The sequence below is a fragment of the Tabrizicola sp. TH137 genome (assembly GCF_002855575.1).
Lineage (GTDB): Bacteria > Pseudomonadota > Alphaproteobacteria > Rhodobacterales > Rhodobacteraceae > Paragemmobacter.
This window is the reverse complement of sequence record NZ_PKRQ01000001.1, coordinates 711533-733399: the sequence shown is the minus strand read 5'-3', so window position 1 is coordinate 733399 and position 21867 is coordinate 711533. Positions and strand designations below refer to the sequence as shown.

Genomic DNA, 21867 nt, shown 5'->3' with positions numbered 1-21867 from the left:
TCCCAAGCAATCGGTTGCGCGCGCCGTTATACAAGGCGCGCGGCCAAGGTCCAGCCGGGGCGAGGGGTCGGCTTACAGGTTGCTGTCCTGAATCCGCAGCTGGCGGGCGCGGGTGAGGATTGCATCCTCGACAGCGCGGACGGTTCCGGCATCGACCGCGCCGCCGCCACTCGACTGCAACGCGACCTTCAGGCTGCGCGCATCCAGCGCCGGGTCCTGCACATAGATCGTCGCGCGATAGGCGCGGCCGCCGCCGGGCGGGGTGCCAAAGCCGGTGACGATGACGCCGGTGAAGGGATCGACCGATTCGATGGGCAGGAAATTCAGCACATCTTGGGCGGCAACCCAGAGATACTTGTTCACCTCGACCGTGGTGTTGGGATCGGTGCCGTTGCGGAACAGATCGAGGAAGGAAGACCGGGTGGTCCGCGGCCCGCGCGCCCGTTCGGCGGCGGCGCGCTGCGCCTCTGCCCGTTCGCGGCGATCGAGCAGGTCCTCGGCGGGGATCGACGTTGCCTCGGCATTGCCGCCGCGCCCGAACAGGCCGCCACTGCCAAAGCCCGAACCGCAGGCGGACAGAGAGATGACGACGCCGCCCATCAGCGCGACCCGTGCCCAGCGATGCAGGTTCATCCAGACCCCCGTTATCCTTTGGTCCGTTGTCTAGCCCAGCCTTTCCGGCGTGCCAAGGCTTTTCCCCCCGCATGGGCGCGCGGCCGCGGGGCCGGGCACTGGAAAGGCAGGGCGGGAGGGCGGGAAATATGACTGTGGCAAGACTGCACCACGGCGGAGGGCTTTAACTTTCCACTCGCGTCCGTCGTTGCAATCCGGGGCGTTAAGCTTGATGAAAGCGTCATCCCCAACCCGGATTCCCCTGGGGTGGGCGTTCCTAAGACAACGAGGGAAAACGATGAAAAAGATTCTTCTTGCGACCACGATGCTGGCTGGCACCGCTGGTTTCGCTGCTGCCGAAGTGGCAGTTTCGGGCTACGCTGAAATCGGTGTTCTGTCGACCGAGAACGCTGCTGCGACCACCGCTCTGGGCAACACTGCCGGCGACCTGACCTTCCATCAGGACGTTGAAGTGACCTTCACGATGTCGGGCGAAACCGATGGCGGCCTGTCCTTCGGCGCCAAGATCGACCTCGACGAAACCAACGTCGACCTCGGCGATGACGATGGCACCACCGTGTTCGTTTCGGGCGCCTTCGGCACCCTGACGATGGGCGACACCGACGGCGCTCTGGACTGGGCCGTTGCTGACGCTGGCTCGCTGACCTCGATGGGCGACGACCACACCACCCACGTGGCCTACTTCGCTGCTGGCGGCTTCGACGCCTCGCAGGACAACCAGGTCGTTCGCTACGAGTACTCGTTCGGCGACTTCGGCGTGGCTCTGTCGCTCGAGCAGGCTGACAACGGTTCGTCGGCTGTCGGCACGCTGGACGACAACGTCGGCATCGGTGCGACCTACTCGATGGACATGGGCGGCACCGCGCTGCGCTTCGGCCTCGGCTATCAGTCGGGCTCGAACGGCACCACCAACGGCGACGTCTGGGGTGTGTCGGCTTCGGCTGAATTCGCTGGCGGCTTCTCGGGCGTCATCGGCTACACCGACACCTCGCTCGATGGCGTCGGCAACGACTCCTCGCACGTTGGCCTGGGCGTGACCTACACGACCGGCGCTCTGTCGCTGCACGCCAACTACGGCGAGATCGACCCGGAAGTTGGCGCTTCGACCGACTCCTTCGGTCTGGCTGTGAACTACGATCTGGGCGGTGGCGCGGTTGTGATGGCCGGCTACGGTTCGGACGTGGACAACGCTGCTGGCGACCAGAACCAGTACTCGATCGGCCTCGGCCTGTCGTTCTGATCTGACGCAAGTCTTGATCTGATGGGAAGAGCGGGCGATTGCCCGCTCTTTTCCATTTCGGCGCCTCGCTCGACTTCCGGCCCCTTGCGCGGTAAGGGCAGGCGATCCCCTGACGCTGCTGCAAAGGCCCCTGCCGCCATGACGACCGCCCCGCTTTCCGCCGCCGAGATCAAGTCGCTTTATGCCGATGGCATGGCGAAACTGGCGGCCGGCCAGCCCGATGCGGCGCTGCCCCTTTTCGGCCGGATCATTGACGCCAATCCGGGCCTGGCCGAACCCCTGTGGCAGGCGGCGCGGATCTTCGGCGATTTCGACATGTTCGACCGCGCGCTGGACCATGCCGCGGCGGCGGCGCGGCTGAAACCGGCGGAGCCGGTGGTCTGGGCGACCTGGGCCGATCTGGTGGCGCTGTCCGGGCAGGTGGCGGCCGAGAAGGTGTTTCTGGAGGCGGTGAAGACCTCGCAACTCCCGCCCGCCCTGCGCATCCGTTTGCAGGACCGGTTCGGGGCGCAGCGTCGCGCCTCGCGCCCCGATACGACGGGGCTTCCCGCGCCGGTTCTGGCGCAGGCGTCCCGGCAGATCGCCGAAGGGGCCTTTGGTCCCGCGCAGAAGGCTGTGGCGGCGCTGCTGGCGAAACATCCCAAGCACGCGGTGCTGCACAACATGATGGGCAGCCTGCTGAGCGGGATGGGGCAGGGGGGGCCGGCCATCGCCGCGCTTCGGATGGCGCAGAAGATCGACCCGTTCTATGCCGAGGCCTGGCTGAACGAGGCCAATGAATGGCGGCGGCAGGAGAAGGTGGAAGAGGCGCAGCGGGCCTATCGCGCCGCCATCGCCCGCGCGCCCGATCTGGAACAGGCGCTGGTGCGCTATGCGGCCTTGCTGAACCAGCAGATGCTGGCCCTGCGCGCCCTGCCCTTTGCCGAACGCGCCGTCGCCGCCCATCCGAAATCCGTTCCAGCGCTGGTGGCGCTGGGCAATACGCTGACGCTCCTGCGCGAACATGACCGCGCCGTGACCGTGCTGGAACGTGCCGCGGCCCTGTCGAACCGGCAATCGACCGAGGCGCTGGTCCTTCTGGCGCAGGTCTATACCCATGTGAACCGCGATGCCGAGGCGGCGGTCCTGATCGACCGGGTGCTGGAGCTGCGGCCCGACCATGTGATCGCCCTGACCCGCAAGGCGAGCCTGTTGCAGACGGCGGGCGACTTTGCCGCGGCGGATGAGGCCTTCCGCCGGGCGCTGGCGCTGGCCCCCACCGACGGTGATCTCTTCCGCAGCTTCATCCTTGGCTACAAGGTCAGGCCGGGCGATCCCATCGTCGGCCAGATGCAGGCGGCGATGGCGCTGCCGGACCTGCCCGACAGGTCGCGCCTGTCCTTTGCCTTCGCGCTGGGCAAGGCGCTGGAGGATCAGAAGGACCATGTCGCCGCCTTTCCCTATATCCGGCAGGGCAACGATCTGGTGCGCAAGCTGTTTCCCTTCGACATGGCGTCGCGCCGGGCCGAAGTGGCGGCGGTGCAGGAGGCGATGCGCGGCTTCGACTGGGCGGGAACCCGCATCGACGGCGCCAGCACGGGGGCGCCGATCTTTGTCACCGGGATGCCCCGGTCGGGGACGACGCTGGTGGAACAGATCATCGCCAGCCATTCCCGCGTGACGGGGGCGGGCGAGGTGGCGCTGCTGCAATCGGCCTGCCAGAAGCTGATTTTCGCGCGCCCCGACCGCTATGACGAGATGCGCCGCCTGCGCGACATCCCCGCGCCCGAGATCGCCGCGCTGGGCCATGATTTCCTGCGGGTGATGGCCGACCGATTCCCCGGCGCGGACATCATCACCGACAAGTCGATCACGACCTACATGTATATCGGACTTGTGAAACTGGCGCTGCCCGAAGCCCGGATCATGGTGGTGCGCCGCGATCCGCGCGACACGCTCCTGTCGATCTACAAGAACCGCTTCCCGGAAGGGACGCATCTTTACGCCTATGACCTGCGCGATCTGGCGGAGCATTACGCCACCTTCGTGGAGATGGTGGAGTTCTGGCGGACCGAAACCCCCGACTGGTTCACCGAGATCACCTATGAAACCCTGGTCGCCGATCCGGAAACGGAATCGCGCCGCTTGATCGCCGCCTGCGGGCTGGACTGGCAGGATGCCTGCCTGAACTTCCATGAAAACAAGCGCAAGGTGGACACGCTCAGCGTGTATCAGGTGCGTCAGCCCATATCCGGCGGGTCGGTCAAGGCCTGGCAGCGCTATGAGGCAGAGCTTGCGCCGATGATCGACGTGCTGCGCGCGCGCGGGCTTTTGCCCGACTGACCGGCGGTAAACGCAAGAAACAGAAAGGTTTTTCTGCGTTCAGCCCGCCCTGCTGTGGGCCGCTGCGGCGCCAGTCTGTGGCATCACTGTGGCGGGAATGCATCGTTAACCATTGTTAATCATAATGTTCCCATCCATAACACTTTATCATCATGTCTTGGCAGGAGTAGGTTCCCGCCATCGGTTCATTACCTAGTAAGGAGAATACCAATGAAAAAGGTACTGCTGGCGACCACCATGCTGGCTGGCACCGCCGGGTTTGCCGCTGCCGAAGTCGCAGTGTCGGGTTCGGCCGAAATCGGGATCCTGTCGTCGGAAAGCGCCGCCACCGCAGCGACGCTGGGCGTGCTGCCGGGCGACCTGACCTTCCATCAGGATGTCGAAGTGAAGTTCACCATGTCTGGTGAAACCGATGGCGGCCTGTCCTTCGGCGCCGTGATCGACCTGGACGAGACGGATGTCGATCTGGGTGACGATGACGGCACCACCGTCTTCGTTTCGGGCGCCTTCGGCAAGCTGACGATGGGCGACACCGACGGCGCGCTGGACTGGGCCGTGCAGGATGCGGGCGCGCTCACCTCGCTGGGTGATGACCACACCACCCACGTCGCCTATTTCGCGGCGAGCGGCTTCGACGCCTCGCAGGACAACCAGGTCGTCCGCTACGAATACTCCTTCGGCGAATTCGGCGTGGCCATCTCGATGGAGCAGGCCGACAACGGTTCCTCGGCTGTCGGCACGCTGGATGACAATATCGGCATCGGTGCGACCTATTCGACCGATCTGTCCGGCACGGCCCTGCGCTTCGGCATCGCCTACCAGTCCGGTTCGGACGGCACGACGAATGGCGATGTCTGGGGTCTGTCGGTCGGCGCGGAACTGGCTGGCGGCTTCTCCGGCAGCATCGGCTACACCGACACCTCGCTCGACGGGGCCGGGAATGACGAGTCGGCCCTCGGCGTGGGCGTGACCTACAAGACGGGCGCGCTGTCTCTGCATGCCAACTATGGCCTGATCGACCCGGAAGTCGGCGTTGATGTCGAATCCTACGGTCTGGCCGTCAACTACGACCTGGGCGGCGGTGCCGTCGTGATGGCCGGCTTCGGCAATGATGTGGACGGCGTCACGCCGGGCGCACAGCAGCAGTACTCGATCGGCCTCGGCCTTTCGTTCTGATCCTCTCCCGGATCGGCAAGACCTGGGGGCGGGCCTTTGGCCCGCCCCCATTTTCCATTCCTCGCTTCCCCTCTGCGCCGCGCTATGATTCACAGGGCGCGACACTGTATCGGAGGGCGGGATGGGTCTGGCAGAGATCGGCACGAAGCTGCGGGCGGCCGAGGCGGCGGCGGGGCGGGCGGCAGGGTCTGTCACCCTGATCGCCGTGTCCAAGGTGCAGCCGCTGGAGCGGGTGGTGGCGGTGCTGGAACAGGGCCACCGGGTGTTTGGCGAGAATTACGTGCAAGAGGCGGCGGGGAAATGGCCGGACCTGCGCGCGCAGTTCGGCAAGGTGGAGCTGCACATGATCGGCCCCTTGCAGACGAACAAGGCCAAGGTCGCGGTGGACCTGTTCGACGCGATCCATACGGTGGACCGGCCCTCGCTGGCCGAGAAGCTGGCGCGTCTTGCGCAGGAGCGCGGGCGCTGCCCGCAGCTTTTCGTGCAGGTGAACACGGGGGAAGAGCCGCAGAAGGCGGGCGTCCTGCCCGCCGAGGTGGATGCCTTTCTTGTCACTTGCCGGGGCATGGACCTGCCCATCGCAGGCCTGATGTGCATCCCGCCGGAAGGCGAAGACAGCACCCCGCATTTCGCGGCGCTGGCCGGGATGGCGGCGCGGAATGGCCTTGCGGGCCTGTCCATGGGGATGAGCGGGGATTTCGAAGCCGCCGTTGCAGCAGGGGCCACCCATGTACGGGTGGGATCGGCGATCTTCGGCGCGCGGAGCTATGCCTGATATGTAGGGTGGGCAATACTGCCCATCCTACGCCAGCCAGACCCGCGCATAGGGCGGCAACACGATGTTGCCGTGATGCGTCTCGACCGGGTGGTTCGATAGCTCGTCCCACAGCCGCGTCGCGCCCTGGGCCCGCGCCCAGGCCTCGGGCACATGGGCCCAGCTTTCGGCGAAGTTGAACAGGCAGAGCAGCGTGCCGGTCGGCGCGTCGCGGCGGAAGGCGAAGACCTGCGCGCTTTCGCAAGCCACCACGCGGATCGGATGGGCGGCATGCAGCGCCGCCGTGGCCCGCCGCCGGGCCAGGATGTGCCGCAGCCCCAGCCAGACGCGCGAGGCATGGGTCAGCCCGGCATGCCGCGTCTCGGCCACCGCCCAATCCATCCGGGGCCGGTGGATCCAGCGGCTGTCATGCGCATGTTCCGGCACGTCCAGATAGCCGTGATCGTTCAGCAGCGCCAATTCGTCGCCCATATAGATCAGGGGGATGCCGCCCCAGGCCGCGATCAGCGCATGGCCCATCAGGATGCGCTGCACCGCCAGTTCCGCCCCCGCCACATCCCCCGTCGCCTCGGCCCGTTCCAGCCCCGCCAGCGCGGCAAAGCTGCCCGAAATGCGCTTGTCCCCCGTCGCCGGGTTCACCTGGAACAGGGCACCACGGGCAAAGCTGCCGGGGAAGGTGCCGTCGTAGAAATCCGACAGGAAGGCGCGATGGGCGGGGCCCGACAGGTTCAGCGCTGCCGCATCCTCATCCGTCACGGCCCAGCCGATATCGTCATGGCAGCGGATATAGGTGGCATAGGTCGCATTGGTCAGCCGGTCGGGGAAATGCGTGCCCATCACATGGGTCATCAGCCGCGTGTCGCGCGTGGCCAGCGACGACCAGAACTGCACCATGAGGGAGTTGTGATAGGCAAGGTTGCCTTCCTTGCCGTCATGCCTGCCGCGCCCCAGATACGGGAGCATTTCGGCCGGCGCGACGATGGCCTCTTCCAGATGGATCACGGCGGGACAGGCGATCCGGCAGACGGCCCGCAACGCCTGAAGCAGCATATGCACCTCGGGTTCCGACTGGCAGCGGGTGCCCATCCGTTTCCACATGAAGGCGACGGCATCCAGGCGCAGCACATCCACGCCGCGATTGGCGAGGAAGAGCATGATCTCTGCGATCTCCAGAAACACCTGCGGATTGGCCCAGTTCAGGTCCCACTGATGTTCGTTGAAGGTCGTCCAGACCCATTTGCCGAAATCCGGGTAATGGGTGAAATTGCCGGGCGCGTTGTCGGGAAAGACCTCGACCAGCGTTTCCTCATAGCGCTTTGGAAGGTCGGGCGTGTCGAACATCAGGTAATAGTCCTGATAGGTCGCATCGCCCTTGGCGGCCTTCTTTGCCCAAGCATGTTCCTTGGCGGTGTGGTTCAGCACCAGGTCGATGCAGACGGAAATCCCGCGCTTGCGCAGTTCTGCCGTCACCGCCTCGAAATCCGCCATGGTGCCATAGGCGGGGTTGATGGCGCGGTAGTCCATCACCGAATAGCCGCCGTCGCTGTCGCCCGGGCGGGGCTTCAGGCAGGGCATGAAATGGACGTAATTCACCCCAAGGTCCTGAAGATAATCCAGCTTTTCCAGAACCTTGGGCAGGGTGCCGGCAAAACGGTCGATGTAGAAGACATAGCCCGCCATATCGGGCCGCTGGAACCAGTCGGGTTCCAGATCGCGTTGCAGGTCCAGCCGTTTCAGATCGGGCGCGCGGTCGGCCCAGGCCTTGCGCATCGCCTTGAGCAGGCGGTCGCGGAAGGCGGCATAATCCGCCCGCGCACCATAGAGCGCGTCCAGCATCGGCCAGAGGTCCGGCGCGCTGCGGGCAAGGCGCAGGTCAAAGATATCGTCATCCGAAGATGGCGTGCGGGCCATGATGTCCTCCCCTGTCGGGGCAACATTAGGGTCTCCAAAGCGGTTTGGAAAGCGGATTCAGCCGCGGATCACAAGGCGGCTTTCATGCCGGATGCGGTTCGCGATCCAGATCAGGTCGGCGCGGGCGAAGGCGACGCAGCCCGCCGTGGCCCGGCGCGGCCGCCGCCATGTATGGACGAAGATCGCCGAACCCCGCCCCGGTTCGGCCTGCGGCCAATTCCAGTCGGTCAGAAGGATCAGGTCATAGATCGGATCGGGCCGCGTCAGCCGTTCATGCGACCAGCCATGTGGCGCGCGGACCATCAGGTTGTAATCCGGGTCGCGCGGATCGTCGGACCACAGGTCCGACGGGCCGAAGGGCAACGCCCAATCCGGCAAGTCCGCTGCCGACAAACGGTCGGGGCGGTAGAGCATGCCCACGAAACGGTGCACCCCGGCGGGCGTGGCCCCGTCGCCTTCCCGTTTCGCCCGCGCGGGCAGGATGCCGCCGCGCCCGATGGAACAGGGGAAAGTCCGCCCCATGAAGCGCGCGCCCCATCGGCCCACGACCAGATCGGACGGCTTCACAGCAGATGCCCGGATTTCGCGGCCTTGGTCGCCAGATAGGCGGCATTCTCCGTGGTCTTGCCCACCTTCAGCGGCACGCGTTCCGTCACCGCCACGCCGCAGGATTCCATCATCGCCATCTTGCGCGGGTTGTTTGTCAGCAGCCGGACCGAGGCAAAGCCCATCTTCCGCAGGATGCCCGCGCCGATGCGGAAATCGCGTTCGTCATCCTCGAAGCCAAGGCGGTGGTTGGCCTCCACCGTATCGAACCCCTGATCCTGCAAGGAATAGGCGCGCATCTTGTTGGCAAGGCCGATCCCCCGCCCTTCCTGATTGAGATAGAGAAGGACCCCCGCCCCTTCCTCGCCCATCTGCGCCAGCGCCGCGCGCAACTGGGGACCGCAGTCGCATTTCAGGCTGCCCAGAACGTCGCCCGTGAAGCAGGCGGAGTGCAGTCGGGCCAGCACGGGCAGGCTGCGCTCGGGCTTGCCGATCTCGATGGCGTAATGTTCTTCTCCACCGTCTTCCGGGCGGAAGATATGCACGCGCCCCGCCTGCGCGGCCTGCATCGGCAGGCGCGCATTCACCACCGGATGCAGGGGCGACATGCGCGCCAGTTCCGGCGCGATCTCGGCCAGAGGCAGCAGGGTAAGGGCGTTCTCTTCGGCCAGCGCCAACCCATGCGCCACAGGCACCAGCAGCGCCGCAGGCAGCAGATGCGCGGATTTCACCAGATGCAGCGCCGCGCGGTGCAGGTCCGAAGACCCGTCGCGCAGGCTGCGCAGCGGGCCTTTCAGCGGTACGCGCAAATCATCCGCCGGATCGGCCAGCGCGCGCAGCCACTCCACCCCCATCCCGTCGGGAACAAGGATGCGGGCGATGTCGCCGTCATAGGCGGGGGTCTTCAACGTCTCGGCCCGCCGCGCGGTGAGGGCCAGTTCCGGCTGGCCCAGGGCGCGCAGGGCGGCCAGACGGTCCGGCTCCAGCGCCTCGACCGCGACCACCAGCATGGCGCGGCCATCCCCCGTCATCACCACGGGAACGCCCATGCGCAGGTCGCCGCGGGCGCGGGCCAGCCGTTCGATGGGGGAAGGGGCGAGGGGGGCGGGTCGGGTCATGGCAGGGTCCTTTGCCGCACTATCTAGGTCGCGCTGCGGGAAAAGTGAAACATTCCCTCGCAGCACGACACGACCGCGTGAGGCCATCGTTGCAATTCTTGCCGGAAAGCCCCGTCTCGCCAATGTGTTGCCCGACGGACATGCCGCACAAGACGGACGGAGGTTGCGATGGCCACCCTGAGGAAGATCCTGCTGGTCGATGACGACGACGATCTGCGCGAGGCGCTGAGCGAACAACTGGTGATGACCGAGGATTTCGACGTCTTCGAAGCGCGCACTGGCGCCGAAGGGATGGAGAAGGCGAAGATCGGTCTCTACGATCTTGTCATCCTCGACGTGGGTCTGCCGGATACCGACGGGCGCGAGCTGTGCCGCCGGATGCGCAAGGCGGGGGTGAAATGCCCGATCCTGATGCTGACCGGGCATGATTCGGATGCCGACACCATTCTGGGCCTCGATGCCGGGGCGAACGACTATGTGACGAAGCCTTTCAAGTTCCCGGTGTTGCTTGCGCGCATCAGGGCGCAGCTTCGTCAGCACGAGCAATCCGAGGATGCGATCTTCCAGCTTGGTCCCTACACCTTCAAGCCCGCGCAGAAGATGCTGGTGGACGAAAAGGAAAAGAAGATCCGCCTGACGGAAAAGGAAACCAATATCCTGAAGTTCCTTTATCGCGCGCAACAAGGCGTTGTGGCCCGCGACGTGCTGCTGCATGAGGTCTGGGGTTACAATGCCGGGGTGACCACCCACACGCTGGAAACCCACATCTACCGGTTGCGGCAGAAGATCGAACCCGATCCGTCGAATGCCCGTCTGCTGGTCACCGAAAGCGGCGGATACAGATTGGTGGCCTGAGGTCTTATTGTCGCCGGATTCACTACCTATTTACACCTTCATGCGAGCTTGATCGCATCACGGGTTCCCCTCGCCGTGTCGGGGTCATGACACGGCATCCTCCCTGTTGGACTTGGCCGGGCGCAATGCCCGGCCTTTTTTTCTGCCCCGCAAGCCGGGCTGCGCAACTGTTTCCGATACGGAACCAGACGCGCCGGATTGTCGATTTACGCAACGGCAGGACGTGCCGTTCCTTTCTATGCATCCCTGCGGGGTTGCACCTCCCTGTTGGACTGGACGCCCGGGCGCGCTTTGCCCGGGCATTTTTTTCCGGGCCGCCGACGATCCCCCATGTCGCGATAGGTTTTGGCACCGGGTCGAACCTCGTCTAGAAAGACGCGCCGCCCTGTTTCCGGCGGTGTGTTCCAGTGGAGTGTTCCATGCGTATCCCCGTCGCGGCCGCCGCCCTCCTGTGCGCCGCCACCCCGGCCCTTGCCGAAGACCTGATCTTCACCCTGATCAACGACAGTTCCTACACGATCATCGAGATGAACGTCTCGCCCGTGGGGGAAGAGATGTGGGGGGAAAACATCCTGACCGTCGATGCCGTGTCACCCGGCATGTCGGGCGACATCACCATCGCGGATGGGCTGGATGTCTGCGATTACGACCTGCGCTTCGTCACCGAAGACGGGATCGAGGCGGCGCAGACGCAGAACCTCTGCGACCTGAACACCTTCACGATCAGCGATTGATCCAGCGCCGGGCTTGAGCCTCGGGACGGTCGGCCCTAGGGTCTGCCGTCCCCATTGCCGGAGCCTGCGATGCCCTTCACCCTTGCCACCTGGAACATAAATTCCGTCCGCCTGCGCGAAGGTCTGGTGGCGCGGCTTCTGCGTGACGAGGCGCCCGATATCCTCTGCCTTCAGGAGTGCAAGAGCCCGGTGGAGAAGATCCCGGTCGAGACCTTCGCGGCGCTGGGCTACACCCACATGGTGGCGCGGGGGCAGAAGGGGTACAACGGCGTGGCGATCCTGTCGAAGCTGCCCCTTGAAGATGCAGGGTCAGAGGATTTCGCCGGGCTCGGCCAAGCCCGCCACGTCGCGGCACGGCTGGAGAACGGGGTAACCATCCACAATTGCTATGTCCCTGCCGGGGGCGACATTCCCGACCGCGCCGAGAATGAGAAGTTCGGCCAGAAGCTGGATTACCTCACCCATCTGCGGGATCATTTCCGGGGCGGGAAACCCGCGAAATCCATCCTCGTCGGCGACCTGAACATCGCCCCGCGCGAGGATGACGTCTGGTCGCACAAGCAGCTTTTGAAGATCGTCAGCCATACGCCCATCGAGGTGGAACATCTGGGCGAGGCGCAGGAGGCGGGCGGCTGGGTGGACATCACACGGCAGGACATCCCGGAAGGTCTGCTTTATTCTTGGTGGTCCTACCGCGCGGCGGATTGGGATGCGGCGGACAAGGGCCGCAGGCTGGATCACATCTGGGCCACGGCCGACATTTCCAATGCGGGCCATGGCAGCCGCATCCTGCGCCCCTGCCGGGGCTGGGAACAGCCCTCCGACCATGTGCCGGTCTTCGCCAGCTTCGATCTCTGATCCCCTTTTCCCCGCCGTCCGATCTGATAGGTCTGCGGGCGCAATCACGGGGGGCGGCGGATGACGCATCTTTGGGTCCGGGCGGAGCAGCGCCCCAATGAGGAAAGGGTGGGTCTCACCCCGGAGGGTGCCGCTGCGCTGGTCAGGGCGGGCCTGCGGGTGACGGTGGAAGCCTCTTCCGTCCGTGCCATCCCCATCGAGGGCTATCGTGCGGCGGGCTGCGAGATCGCGGAGGAAAACCTCTGGCCCGAGGCGCCGCAGGACGCGATCATCTTCGGGCTGAAGGAACTGCCCGAGGATGGCACGCCCCTGACCCATCGCCACATCATGTTCGGCCATGCCTACAAGGGGCAGCCTGCGGGGCGCGAATTGCTGAAGCGGTTCAAGGCCGGGGGCGGCACGCTTTACGATCTGGAATATCTGGTGGATGAGACGGGCCGCCGTGTCGCGGCCTTCGGCTATTGGGCGGGCTTTGCCGGGGCGGCGGTCAGCCTGAAATGCTGGGCGGCGCAGCAGCGGGGGGGCATCGCGGGGCCGGTGGCCAAATATCCCGGCCGCGCTGCGCTGATCGCCGATCTGGAACGGGACATGGCCGGACTCTCCCGCCCCCGCGCCATCATCATCGGCGCGCTGGGCCGGGTGGGAACGGGGGCTGCGGACCTTTGCACCCAGATGGGCATGGCGGTGACGAAATGGGACATGGCCGAAACCGCCAGCGGCGGCCCGTTCCCGCAGGTGCTGGAGCACGAAATCTTCCTCAACTGCATCCTCGCGCGCCCCGGCTGCCCGGTCTTCGTGCCTGCAACCGCCAAGACCGCCCCGCGCAAGCTGACGGTGATCGGGGATATCGCCTGCGATCCGACCTCTGACTTCTCGCCCATCAAGGTCTATGACCGCGCGACGGATTGGCAGGCCCCCGCGCTGCGCGTGGCCGATCACCCCCCGCTTGACGTGACGGCGATCGACAACCTGCCCTCGCTCCTGCCGGTGGAAAGCAGCGAGGATTACGCAGGCCAGCTTTTGCCCAGCCTTCTGACGCTGACCGACCTGTCGGCGGGCGTCTGGGAGCGGGCGAAGGCGGAATACGACCGGCATATCGCGGGGCTGTGACGCTTGGGGAACAAATTCCACTCAAGGAATTTGCAAAAATCTTCGAAGATTTTTGCGGGGCAGGCGCCCCGCGCGGGAGGATGAAGAGATGACGATCCATTGGTGCGGAACGGGGCTGTCCTCGGTGCCGGGGCTGCGGCGGATGATCGAGGCCGGCCACAAGGTGGTGGTGTGGAACCGCACTGTCGAAAAGGCGCGCGAGGCGGTGGGCGACCTGACGCAGGACATCCGCCCCTACAGCCTCGAGGCGCTGACCGCCGTGCTGCAACCCGGCGATCTGGCCATCTCCATGCTGCCCGCGGATCAGCATGTCGGCATCGCCAAGGCTTGCCTGGCCAAGGGGGCGCATTTCGTCTCCTCCTCTTATATCGCGCCGGAAATGCGCGCGCTGGACGCGGCTTTCCGTGAAAAGGGCCTGTGTTCCGTCAACGAGGTGGGGCTCGACCCCGGCATCGACCATCTGATGGCGCATGACCTTGTGGCGCGCTATCGCGCCTCGGCGGCCTATGACGCGAAGAACGTCCTCTCCTTCACCTCCTATTGCGGCGGGGTGCCGAAGATCGCGAACCCCTTCCGCTACAAATTCAGTTGGTCGCCACTCGGCGTGCTCAAGGCGCTGCGGTCGCCGTCGCGGTCCTTGCGGAACTTCAGCGAGTTGCGGGTGAACCGTCCCTGGGATGCGATCACCGCCTATGACGCGCCGCTGCCGACGCCCGAAAGCTTTGAGGTCTATCCCAACCGCGACAGCTATCCTTTCATGCAGGATTACCGCTTTGATCCCGACTGGACGGTGAAGGATTTCGTGCGCGGCACGATCCGGCTGAACGGCTGGGCCGAGGCCTGGGGGCCGGTGTTCCGCGAGATCGAGACGCTGGAAGGCCCCGCGGGCGATGCCCGTCTGGCCGAGATGGCGGCGCAGTTCTGGGCCGAAAACTCCTATGACGAAGGCGAACCCGACCGCGTGGTCCTGTTCGTCTCGCTAAAGGCGGAACGCGACGGGCGGGCGGTCTGGCACGAGGAATGGGCGATGGATGCCTGGGGCGATGCGCGCGGCACGGCGATGGCGCGGCTGGTTTCGGTGCCTGTCTCCTTTGCCGTCGAATCGGTTCTTGCGCGCGAGATTCCGGCAGGCGTCCATGCCGCGCCGCATGATCCGAAGCTGATCGACAAGTGGATGGGTCAGATCCGCAGCCTGGCCCAATATCTGGAACGTGTCGATCACGTGGCAGGTCGCTGAACGCCGCGCTTGTGACGTGACAGAAAGCCCCGCGCGCGGATAGAATGGTGATCAAGACCCGGGGCAGGAACCGGGCGGGCAGCAGGATACGGGCGAGGCATGGCCGTCATCATCGGTGACAGACCGACAAGGGTGCTGAGCAACCGTTTCGCCGTCTGGCGGGCGGGGCTCGCGCGCAGGGCAACGGCCTTCCGGTCGCAGCCCGAACCGCGCTCCATCGGCCTTTTCGCGCGTGGGCGGCAGCTTGTGGCGGGCAATTTCCTGTTTGCGGGCAAGCTCGTGCAGGCCCCCAACACCGCGCTCTGGGACATTGCCGCGCCGGACGCGGCTTTTGCCGCCGAATTGCAGGGCTTCGTCTGGCTGGATGATCTGGCGGCCGTGGGCGATGCGACGGCGCGCCGCCGGGCGCAGGACTGGACCTATGGCTGGATCGACCGTTTCGGCGCGGGGCAGGGCCCGGGCTGGACGCCCGACCTGACGGGGCGGCGCCTGATCCGCTGGATCAACCATGCCGTCCTGCTGTTGCAAGGGCAGGACAAGGCACGGTCCGACGCCTATTTCCGTGCCGTCACGGTGCAGACCCATTTCCTCGCCCGCCGCTGGATGCGCGCCGCCCCCGGCCTGCCGCGCTTCGAGGCGCTGACTGGCCTGATCGTCGCGGGGCTGGCGCTGGAGGGGAAGGCCGCGCTGGTGAAGGCCGCGGTGGCGGCGCTGGCCCGCGATTGCCGCGGCCAGATCGACGCGGGCGGGGCCATTCCCACCCGCAACCCCGAGGAATTGCTGGATGTGCTGACCCTTCTCAACTGGGCGGTGCAGGCGCTGCAAGAGGCGGGGCGCGAGGTGCCGCTCGATGTTTCGGTGGCCATCGGCCGGATCGCGCCCACCCTGCGGGCCCTGCGCCATGCCGATGGCGGGCTGGCGCGGTTCCATGGCGGCGGGCGGGGGATCGAAGGGCGGCTGGATGCGGCGCTGGCCGCGTCCGGCGTGCGGGGGGCCGCGCCGCCCGGCCTGCCGGCCATGGGCTATGTCCGCCTGGCCTCGGGCCGGTCCACCGTCATCCTGGATGCCGCCGCCCCGCCGCATGGCCGGGCCGGGGGCGAGGCCCATGCCTCCACCCTCGCCTTCGAACTGACCTCCGGTCGCCGCCCGCTGATCGCAAGCTGCGGCTCCGGCCGCCCCTTCGGCGAGGATTGGGCGCTGGCCGGACGCGCCACCGCCTCGCATTCCACCCTGTCCATCGACGGTTCTTCCTCGTCGCGGCTTGGCAAGGGCAGCGACGATTTCGCCGCGCGGGCGGCGGTCATCAGCCTTCAGCAGACCGCCGATCACAACGGCCAGACGGTTTCGGCCGCGCAGGATGGCTGGCGGGCCAGCCATGGCCTGATCCATTCCCGCATCCTGACGCTGGATTCGCATGGCCGCCGCCTGACGGGGACGGACATGGTCTTCGTCCATGCCGCCTCTGACCAGAAACGGTTGCAGGCGCTGCGCGCCCAGCGGCCCGAGGGGGTGAACGTCTCCATCCGCTTCCATCTGCATCCGGATGTGGATGCGCGGCTGGACATGGGCGGCAATGCCGTGTCGATGGCCCTGAAATCCGGAGAAATCTGGGTCTTCCGCCATGACGGCGTCGCGCAGATGACGCTTGATCCGTCAGTTTACCTGGAAAAAGGGCGCCTTCAGCCCCGCGCCACGCGGCAGATCGTCCTTTCCGCGCCGGTCGAAGGCTTTGAACTGCGGATCGGCTGGACCTTGGCCAAGGCACAGGATACTCCGCTCGCCATCCGCGATCTGGACCGCGAGGATGCGTCGGTTCCGGTCTGACCTTTTGCAAGGGGATCTGCCATGCCCAACCTCGTTCCCATCGGACGCGCGCTGATCTCGGTTTCCGACAAGTCCGGCCTTCTCGATCTGGCCCGCGCCCTTGCCGCGCGGGGGGTGGAGCTGATCTCCACCGGCGGCACCTCGGGCATGCTGCGCACCGCAGGGCTGACGGTGCGCGACGTGTCGGACGTGACGGGTTTCCCGGAAATGATGGATGGAAGGGTCAAGACGCTGCACCCGAATGTGCATGGCGCGCTTCTGGCACTGCGGGATGATGATGAACATCTGCTGGCCATGGCGGCGCATGGGATCGAACCGATCGACCTTCTGATCGTGAACCTTTACCCGTTCGAGGAGACAGTGGCGAAGGGGGCCGATCACGCCACCTGCATCGAGAACATCGACATCGGCGGTCCCGCCATGATCCGTGCGGCGTCGAAGAACCACCGTTTCGTCACTGTCATCACCGATCCGGCGGATTACCAGCCGCTGCTCGACCAGCTTGCCGCGCATGACGGGGCCACCACCATGGCCTTCCGGCAGAAGATGGCGCTGACCGCCTATTCCCGCACCGCCGCATATGATGCCGCCGTCTCGGGCTGGCTTGCCGGCGAAATCGGCGAGACTGCGCCGCGCTATCGCGCCTTTGCGGGCAAGCTGGCGCAAGGTCTGCGCTATGGCGAGAACCCGCATCAGGGCGCGGCCTTCTACACCGATGGGTCGCGCCGCGAAGGCGTGGCCACCGCGCGGCAATGGCAGGGCAAGGAACTGTCTTACAACAATATCAACGACACCGACGCCGCCTTCGAACTGGTGGCAGAATTTGCCGGCGCCGCCCCCGCCTGCGCGATCATCAAGCACGCCAATCCCTGCGGCGTGGCCACCGGGGCCAGTCTGGCCGAGGCCTATGCCCGCGCCTATGACTGCGACCGCACCTCGGCCTTCGGGGGCATCGTCGCGCTGAACCAGCCGCTGGATGCCGCGACGGCAGAGCGGATCACCGAAATCTTCACCGAAGTCGTCATTGCTCCCGGCGCCTCGGACGAGGCGAAGGCGATCTTCGCCGCGAAAAAGAACCTGCGCCTGCTGACCACCGCCGCCCTTCCCGATCCGAAGGCGAAGGGTCTGGCCTTCAAGCAGGTGGCGGGCGGCTTTCTCGCGCAGGACCGGGATGCCGGTCTCCTGCGCCCCTCGGACCTGAAGGTTGTGACAAAGCGCGCCCCGACCGAGGCAGAGCTTGCCGATCTGCTTTTCGCCTGGAAAGTGGCCAAGCATGTGAAATCCAACGCCATCATCTATGTGAAGGATGGCGCGACCGTGGGCGTCGGCGCCGGACAGATGAGCCGGATCGACAGCACCCGCATCGCCGCCCGCAAGGCGCAGGACATGGCCGAGGCGCTGGGTCTGCCCATGCCCCTGACGCATGGGTCCGTCGTGGCCTCGGATGCCTTCTTCCCCTTCGCCGATGGCCTCATGGCCGCCGCCGAGGCCGGAGCCACCGCCATCATCCAGCCTGGCGGTTCCATGCGGGATGACGAGGTGATTGCAGCGGCCGATGCGGCGGGGCTGGCCATGGTCTTCACCGGCATGCGGCATTTCCGGCATTGATCGGGGGCAGGGGATGAAGACAGCCACCATCACCGCCGCCATCATCTTCGCGCTGGATCAGGTCAGCAAGGTGGCCATCGTCCACGGCCTGAACCTGATCGAACGCGGGGTGATCGAGGTTGCGCCGCCCTTCCTGACCTTCCGCATGGCGTGGAACCGGGGGGTGAATTTCGGCCTTCTCGCCCATGATGCCGATTTCATGCGCTGGGTGCTGATCGCGGTCGCGCTGGCCATATCCACCTGGGTCTGGCTCTGGGTCCGGCGCGAAGAGCCGGGGCGCTGGGCGCAGATTTCGGCGGGGCTTCTTGTCGGGGGCGCGCTGGGCAATGTGATCGACCGCGTGATCTATGGCGCGGTGGCGGATTTCCTCAACATGTCCTGCTGCGGGATCGAAAACCCCTATGCCTTCAACGTGGCCGACATTTCCATCTTCGCCGGGGCCATCGGGCTGATCCTCTTCACCGGCGGCAAGGATGGTGCGGCAAAGGGCGGATCGAAGGGCGGGTCGGCAAGGGCCGGCCGTGGCAAGGGAAAGACCCCGTGACGCGCGCCACGACATGCGCTAAGACGGGGCAAGACGGTTGACGGAGGCAGGCATGCAGGCACCACGGCGTTTCCCCGCCATCGCTCTGGCGACGGTGATGACGCTTGCGGCATGCGGCAATGGCGATACCGTGCCTTCGCTGATGAATGTCCGCTCCACCACTGGCGGGCCGGACGAATTCGGCATCATCCCGCCCAAGCCGCTGGAAATGCCCGAAGACCTGGCCGCCCTGCCGGAACCCACGCCGGGCGGCGGCAACCGCACCGACCGCAATCCCACTGCCGAGGCCGTGGCCGCCCTGGGCGGCAACCCGGCCGTGACCCAGGGCGTGAACAGCGCGCATGGCGGGCTTTATGCCTATGCGGCCCGCTATGGCGTGACGCAGGGCATCCGTGAAACGCTGGCGGCCGAAGACCTTGAATACCGGCGCGACAATGACGGTCGTCTGCTGGAACGGCTGTTCAACGTGAACGTCTATTACAAGGCCTATGCCGAACAGTCGCTGGACCAGCATGCTGAATTGTGGCGCTGGCGTCAGGCGGGCGTGCGCACGCCTTCGGCCCCGCCGCCGCAGCCGGGCGAAGAAGAGTAACAAGCGCGTAGGGGCGGGTTGAACCCGCCGCTGTCCCGGCCCACCTTCCGACGGAAGATCATGCCCGGTCCGCCGGGCCAAGCGGAGCGTTCGATGCCCGATTTACGCGGTCTTGCCCTAGCGGCGCTTTTCCTTGCCGCCTCTCCGGCGCTGGCCGAACAGGCGGTTACCGGGTTCACCCTCGACAACGGGCTGGAGGTGGTGGTGATCGAGGATCACCGCGCCCCGGTCGTGGTGCAGATGGTCTGGTATCGTGTCGGTTCGGCGGATGAACCGGAAGGCAAGTCGGGCATCGCGCATTTTCTGGAACATCTGATGTTCAAGGGCACCGACGACATCGCCCCCGGCGAATTCTCGGATATCGTCGAGGCGCAGGGGGGCAGCGACAATGCCTTCACCAGTTGGGATTACACCGCCTATTTCCAGCGCGTCGCCGCAGATCGTCTTGACCTGATGATGCAGATCGAGGCCGACCGCATGGCCGACCTCACCATCGCGCCCGATCAGGTGGATACCGAACGCTCCGTGATCCTTGAGGAACGCAACCAGCGCACCGATACCAGCCCCGGCGCGCTGCTGTCCGAACAGATGCGGGCGGCGCAATACCTCAACCATCCCTATGGCCTGCCGATCATCGGCTGGCGGCACGAGATGGAGGGGCTGACCCGCGAAGATGCGCTGGATTTCTACCGTGCGCATTACGCGCCGAACAACGCCATCCTTGTGGTGGCGGGCGACGTGACGCCCGATGAGGTGCGCGCCCTGGCCGAAAAGCATTACGGCCCGATCCCCGCCGCGCCGGACCTTGCGCCGCGCCAGCGCGTGACCGAACCGCCGCAACTGGCCGAACGGCGGCTGACCATGGCCGATCCGCGCGTGTCCGAACCCTATATCTCGCGCAGCTACCTCGCCCCCGAACGCGATCCGGGCGACCAGAAGAAAGCCGCCGCGCTGACGATCCTGGCCGAGCTTCTGGGGGGCAGCGGCACCACCTCCGTCCTGGCGCGTGCGCTGCAATTCGACCAGCAGAAGGCGGTCTATACGGCGGCCTTCTATGACGGGTCCAGCGTCGATGACACGACCTTCGGCCTTGTCGTCGTGCCCACCCCCGGCACCACGCTGGCCGATGCCGAGGCCGCGATGGATGCCGCCATCGCCGATTTCATCGCCAAGGGCCCCGATCCCGCCGATCTGGAACGGATCAAGACCCAGATCCGTGCCGCCGATATCTATTCGCGCGACGATTCCGACGGCCTTGCCCGCCGCTATGGCGAGGCGCTGGCCACCGGCCTGACGCTTCAGGATGTGAAGGACTGGCCCGACATCCTGAAATCCGTCACCGCCGAAGATGTGGTTGCCGCCGCGACCGAGGTTCTGGACAAGCGCCGCGCCGTGACCGGCTGGCTGATGCGTGAAGAGGCCGCCCAATGACCCCGATCCTGCGCCTGCTGTCGCTGGCCCTGCTGGCCCTGACCCTTGCCCTGCCGGCCCGCGCGGCAGTGGATATCCAGACCGTCACCTCCCCCGGCGGCATCACCGCCTGGCTGGTGCAGGAACCCGGCATCCCCTTCACCGCGCTGGAAATCCGGTTTCGCGGCGGCTCCTCGCTCGATCCCGCCGGCAAGGATGGCGCGGTCAACCTGATGACCGCGCTTCTCGAAGAAGGCGCGGCCGATCTGGATGCCCAGGCCTTTGCCAAGGCGCGCGACGATCTTGCCGCGCAGTTCAGTTTCCGGTCGGATATCGACACGGTGGCGGTATCCGCGCAATTCCTGACCGAAAACCGTGATCAGGCCGTGGCGCTGCTGCGCAAGGCACTCAAGGAGCCCCGCTTTGATCCCGAGGCGGTGGAGCGTGTGCGCGGTCAGGTCCTCGCCGGCCTGCGTTCCGATGAGAAGGACCCCGACAGCATCGCCAGCGGCATCTTCCGTGATCTTGCCTTCGAGGATCACCCCTATGAACGCGACAGCGACGGCACGCTGGATACCGTCCCCGCCCTGACCCGCGATGACCTGATCGCCGTCCATGCCGCGACCATGGCGCGCGACCGGCTCTATGTCGCCGCCGCAGGCGATATCTCGGCCGAGGAATTGGGGGCGCTGCTCGACACGCTTCTGGGCGATCTGCCCGCCACCGGCGCGCCGCTGCCGGGCAAGGCCGATCTGAAGCTGACCGGGGGCATCACGGTGGAACCCTTCCCCGGCCCGCAATCGGTGATCCTCTTCGGTCAGGGCGGCATCCGCACCGATGACCCCGACTATTTCCCCGCCCTCATCCTGAACGAGGCGATGGGCGGCAGCCGCTTTTCCGCCCGCCTGATGACCGAGGTCCGCGCCAAGCGCGGCCTGACCTATGGCATCGGCACCTCGCTTGTTGGTTATGACGAGGCCGAGGTGATGATGGGCCAGACCTCCGTCGCCAATGAACGCGTGGCCGAGGCGGTGGAGGTGATCCGCGAGGAATGGCGCAAGATCGCCGAAGGCGGGCTGACCGAGGCAGAGCTTCAGGCGACCAAGACCTATGTCACCGGCGCCTATCCGCTGCGCTTCGACGGGAACGGGCCGCTCGCCTCGATCATGGTGAACATGCAGATGATGGGCCTTCCCTCCGATTACCCCAAGACCCGCAACCAGAAGGTCGATGCGGTCACGATGGAAGATGTGCAGCGCGTGGCGCGCGAACTCTACACGCCTGATGCGCTGCGCTTTGTCATCGTGGGTGAACCGCAGGGTGTGACGGCGACGGAGTAGCGCCGAATCTGTGGCCTCGCCCGCCCCGGCCTGC

General features: G+C 66.1%; 19 protein-coding genes. 15 read left to right on the top strand and 4 right to left on the bottom strand.

Annotated features, from left to right (window positions below):
- Window positions 1-72: 72 nt before the first annotated feature.
- Complete coding sequence (locus tag C0V75_RS03670; RefSeq protein WP_101919519.1) at window positions 73-633, bottom strand: DUF3576 domain-containing protein; 561 nt, start codon at window positions 631-633, stop codon at window positions 73-75.
- A 277-nt stretch (window positions 634-910) separates the two neighbouring features.
- Here C0V75_RS03670 and C0V75_RS03665 point away from each other — a divergent pair, with 277 nt between their 5' ends.
- The 4 genes from C0V75_RS03665 to C0V75_RS03650 all read left to right on the top strand — a co-directional run bounded on the left by C0V75_RS03665 (window position 911) and on the right by C0V75_RS03650 (window position 6146).
- Window positions 911-1873 (top strand): porin, encoded by a 963-nt coding sequence (locus C0V75_RS03665; protein ID WP_101919518.1) that lies wholly within the window; start codon window positions 911-913, stop codon window positions 1871-1873.
- A gap of 138 nt (window positions 1874-2011) precedes the next feature.
- A complete protein-coding gene (locus C0V75_RS03660; RefSeq protein ID WP_158241765.1) occupies window positions 2012-4195 on the top strand; it encodes a tetratricopeptide repeat-containing sulfotransferase family protein in 2184 nt (727 codons plus the stop codon).
- A gap of 210 nt (window positions 4196-4405) precedes the next feature.
- The gene (locus tag C0V75_RS03655; protein WP_101919516.1) at window positions 4406-5371 is read left to right on the top strand and encodes a porin; all 966 of its coding nucleotides are present in this window, start codon (window positions 4406-4408) and stop codon (window positions 5369-5371) included.
- Window positions 5372-5492: 121 nt separating this feature from the next.
- Window positions 5493-6146, top strand: a complete 654-nt coding sequence (locus C0V75_RS03650; protein WP_101919515.1) for a YggS family pyridoxal phosphate-dependent enzyme — start codon at window positions 5493-5495, stop codon at window positions 6144-6146.
- Between the two features lie 27 nt (window positions 6147-6173).
- Here the strand turns inward: C0V75_RS03650 and C0V75_RS03645 are convergent, their stop codons facing one another.
- The 3 genes from C0V75_RS03645 to ribA are packed head-to-tail and all read right to left on the bottom strand — an operon-like array spanning window position 6174 to window position 9721.
- On the bottom strand, window positions 6174-8057 hold the full coding sequence (locus tag C0V75_RS03645; RefSeq protein ID WP_101919514.1) for an alpha-amylase family glycosyl hydrolase: 1884 nt from the start codon (window positions 8055-8057) through the stop codon (window positions 6174-6176).
- A 57-nt stretch (window positions 8058-8114) separates the two neighbouring features.
- Window positions 8115-8579 (bottom strand): L,D-transpeptidase, encoded by a 465-nt coding sequence (locus C0V75_RS03640; protein WP_101919894.1) that lies wholly within the window; start codon window positions 8577-8579, stop codon window positions 8115-8117.
- Between the two features lie 41 nt (window positions 8580-8620).
- Window positions 8621-9721 (bottom strand): GTP cyclohydrolase II, encoded by a 1101-nt coding sequence (ribA, locus tag C0V75_RS03635; RefSeq protein ID WP_101919513.1) that lies wholly within the window; start codon window positions 9719-9721, stop codon window positions 8621-8623.
- Between the two features lie 168 nt (window positions 9722-9889).
- Between ribA and C0V75_RS03630 the strand changes: the two genes are divergently transcribed.
- The 11 genes from C0V75_RS03630 (at window position 9890) to C0V75_RS03580 (ending at window position 21833) form a co-directional block, all read left to right on the top strand.
- Window positions 9890-10576, top strand: coding sequence for a response regulator transcription factor (locus tag C0V75_RS03630; RefSeq protein WP_101919512.1), 687 nt, complete (start codon window positions 9890-9892; stop codon window positions 10574-10576).
- Between the two features lie 419 nt (window positions 10577-10995).
- A complete protein-coding gene (locus C0V75_RS03625; RefSeq protein ID WP_101919511.1) occupies window positions 10996-11310 on the top strand; it encodes a hypothetical protein in 315 nt (104 codons plus the stop codon).
- 69 nt (window positions 11311-11379) lie between these two features.
- A complete protein-coding gene (locus C0V75_RS03620; RefSeq protein ID WP_101919510.1) occupies window positions 11380-12168 on the top strand; it encodes an exodeoxyribonuclease III in 789 nt (262 codons plus the stop codon).
- 60 nt (window positions 12169-12228) lie between these two features.
- Window positions 12229-13278 (top strand): saccharopine dehydrogenase, encoded by a 1050-nt coding sequence (locus tag C0V75_RS03615; protein ID WP_101919509.1) that lies wholly within the window; start codon window positions 12229-12231, stop codon window positions 13276-13278.
- Between the two features lie 88 nt (window positions 13279-13366).
- Window positions 13367-14515: a saccharopine dehydrogenase family protein gene (locus tag C0V75_RS03610; RefSeq protein WP_101919508.1), complete on the top strand. Its 1149-nt coding sequence runs from the start codon at window positions 13367-13369 to the stop codon at window positions 14513-14515.
- Between the two features lie 99 nt (window positions 14516-14614).
- Window positions 14615-16339, top strand: coding sequence for a heparinase II/III family protein (locus C0V75_RS03605; RefSeq protein ID WP_101919507.1), 1725 nt, complete (start codon window positions 14615-14617; stop codon window positions 16337-16339).
- Between the two features lie 21 nt (window positions 16340-16360).
- Window positions 16361-17947, top strand: coding sequence for a bifunctional phosphoribosylaminoimidazolecarboxamide formyltransferase/IMP cyclohydrolase (gene purH, locus C0V75_RS03600; protein ID WP_101919506.1), 1587 nt, complete (start codon window positions 16361-16363; stop codon window positions 17945-17947).
- A 13-nt stretch (window positions 17948-17960) separates the two neighbouring features.
- The gene (lspA, locus tag C0V75_RS03595; protein ID WP_101919505.1) at window positions 17961-18491 is read left to right on the top strand and encodes a signal peptidase II; all 531 of its coding nucleotides are present in this window, start codon (window positions 17961-17963) and stop codon (window positions 18489-18491) included.
- A 52-nt stretch (window positions 18492-18543) separates the two neighbouring features.
- Complete coding sequence (locus C0V75_RS03590) at window positions 18544-19083, top strand: DUF3035 domain-containing protein (protein WP_101919504.1); 540 nt, start codon at window positions 18544-18546, stop codon at window positions 19081-19083.
- A gap of 93 nt (window positions 19084-19176) precedes the next feature.
- A complete protein-coding gene (locus C0V75_RS03585; protein ID WP_101919503.1) occupies window positions 19177-20514 on the top strand; it encodes a pitrilysin family protein in 1338 nt (445 codons plus the stop codon).
- On the top strand, window positions 20511-21833 hold the full coding sequence (locus C0V75_RS03580; protein ID WP_101919502.1) for a pitrilysin family protein: 1323 nt from the start codon (window positions 20511-20513) through the stop codon (window positions 21831-21833). The genes C0V75_RS03585 and C0V75_RS03580 overlap by 4 nt, the downstream gene beginning before the upstream one ends.
- Window positions 21834-21867: the final 34 nt, after the last annotated feature.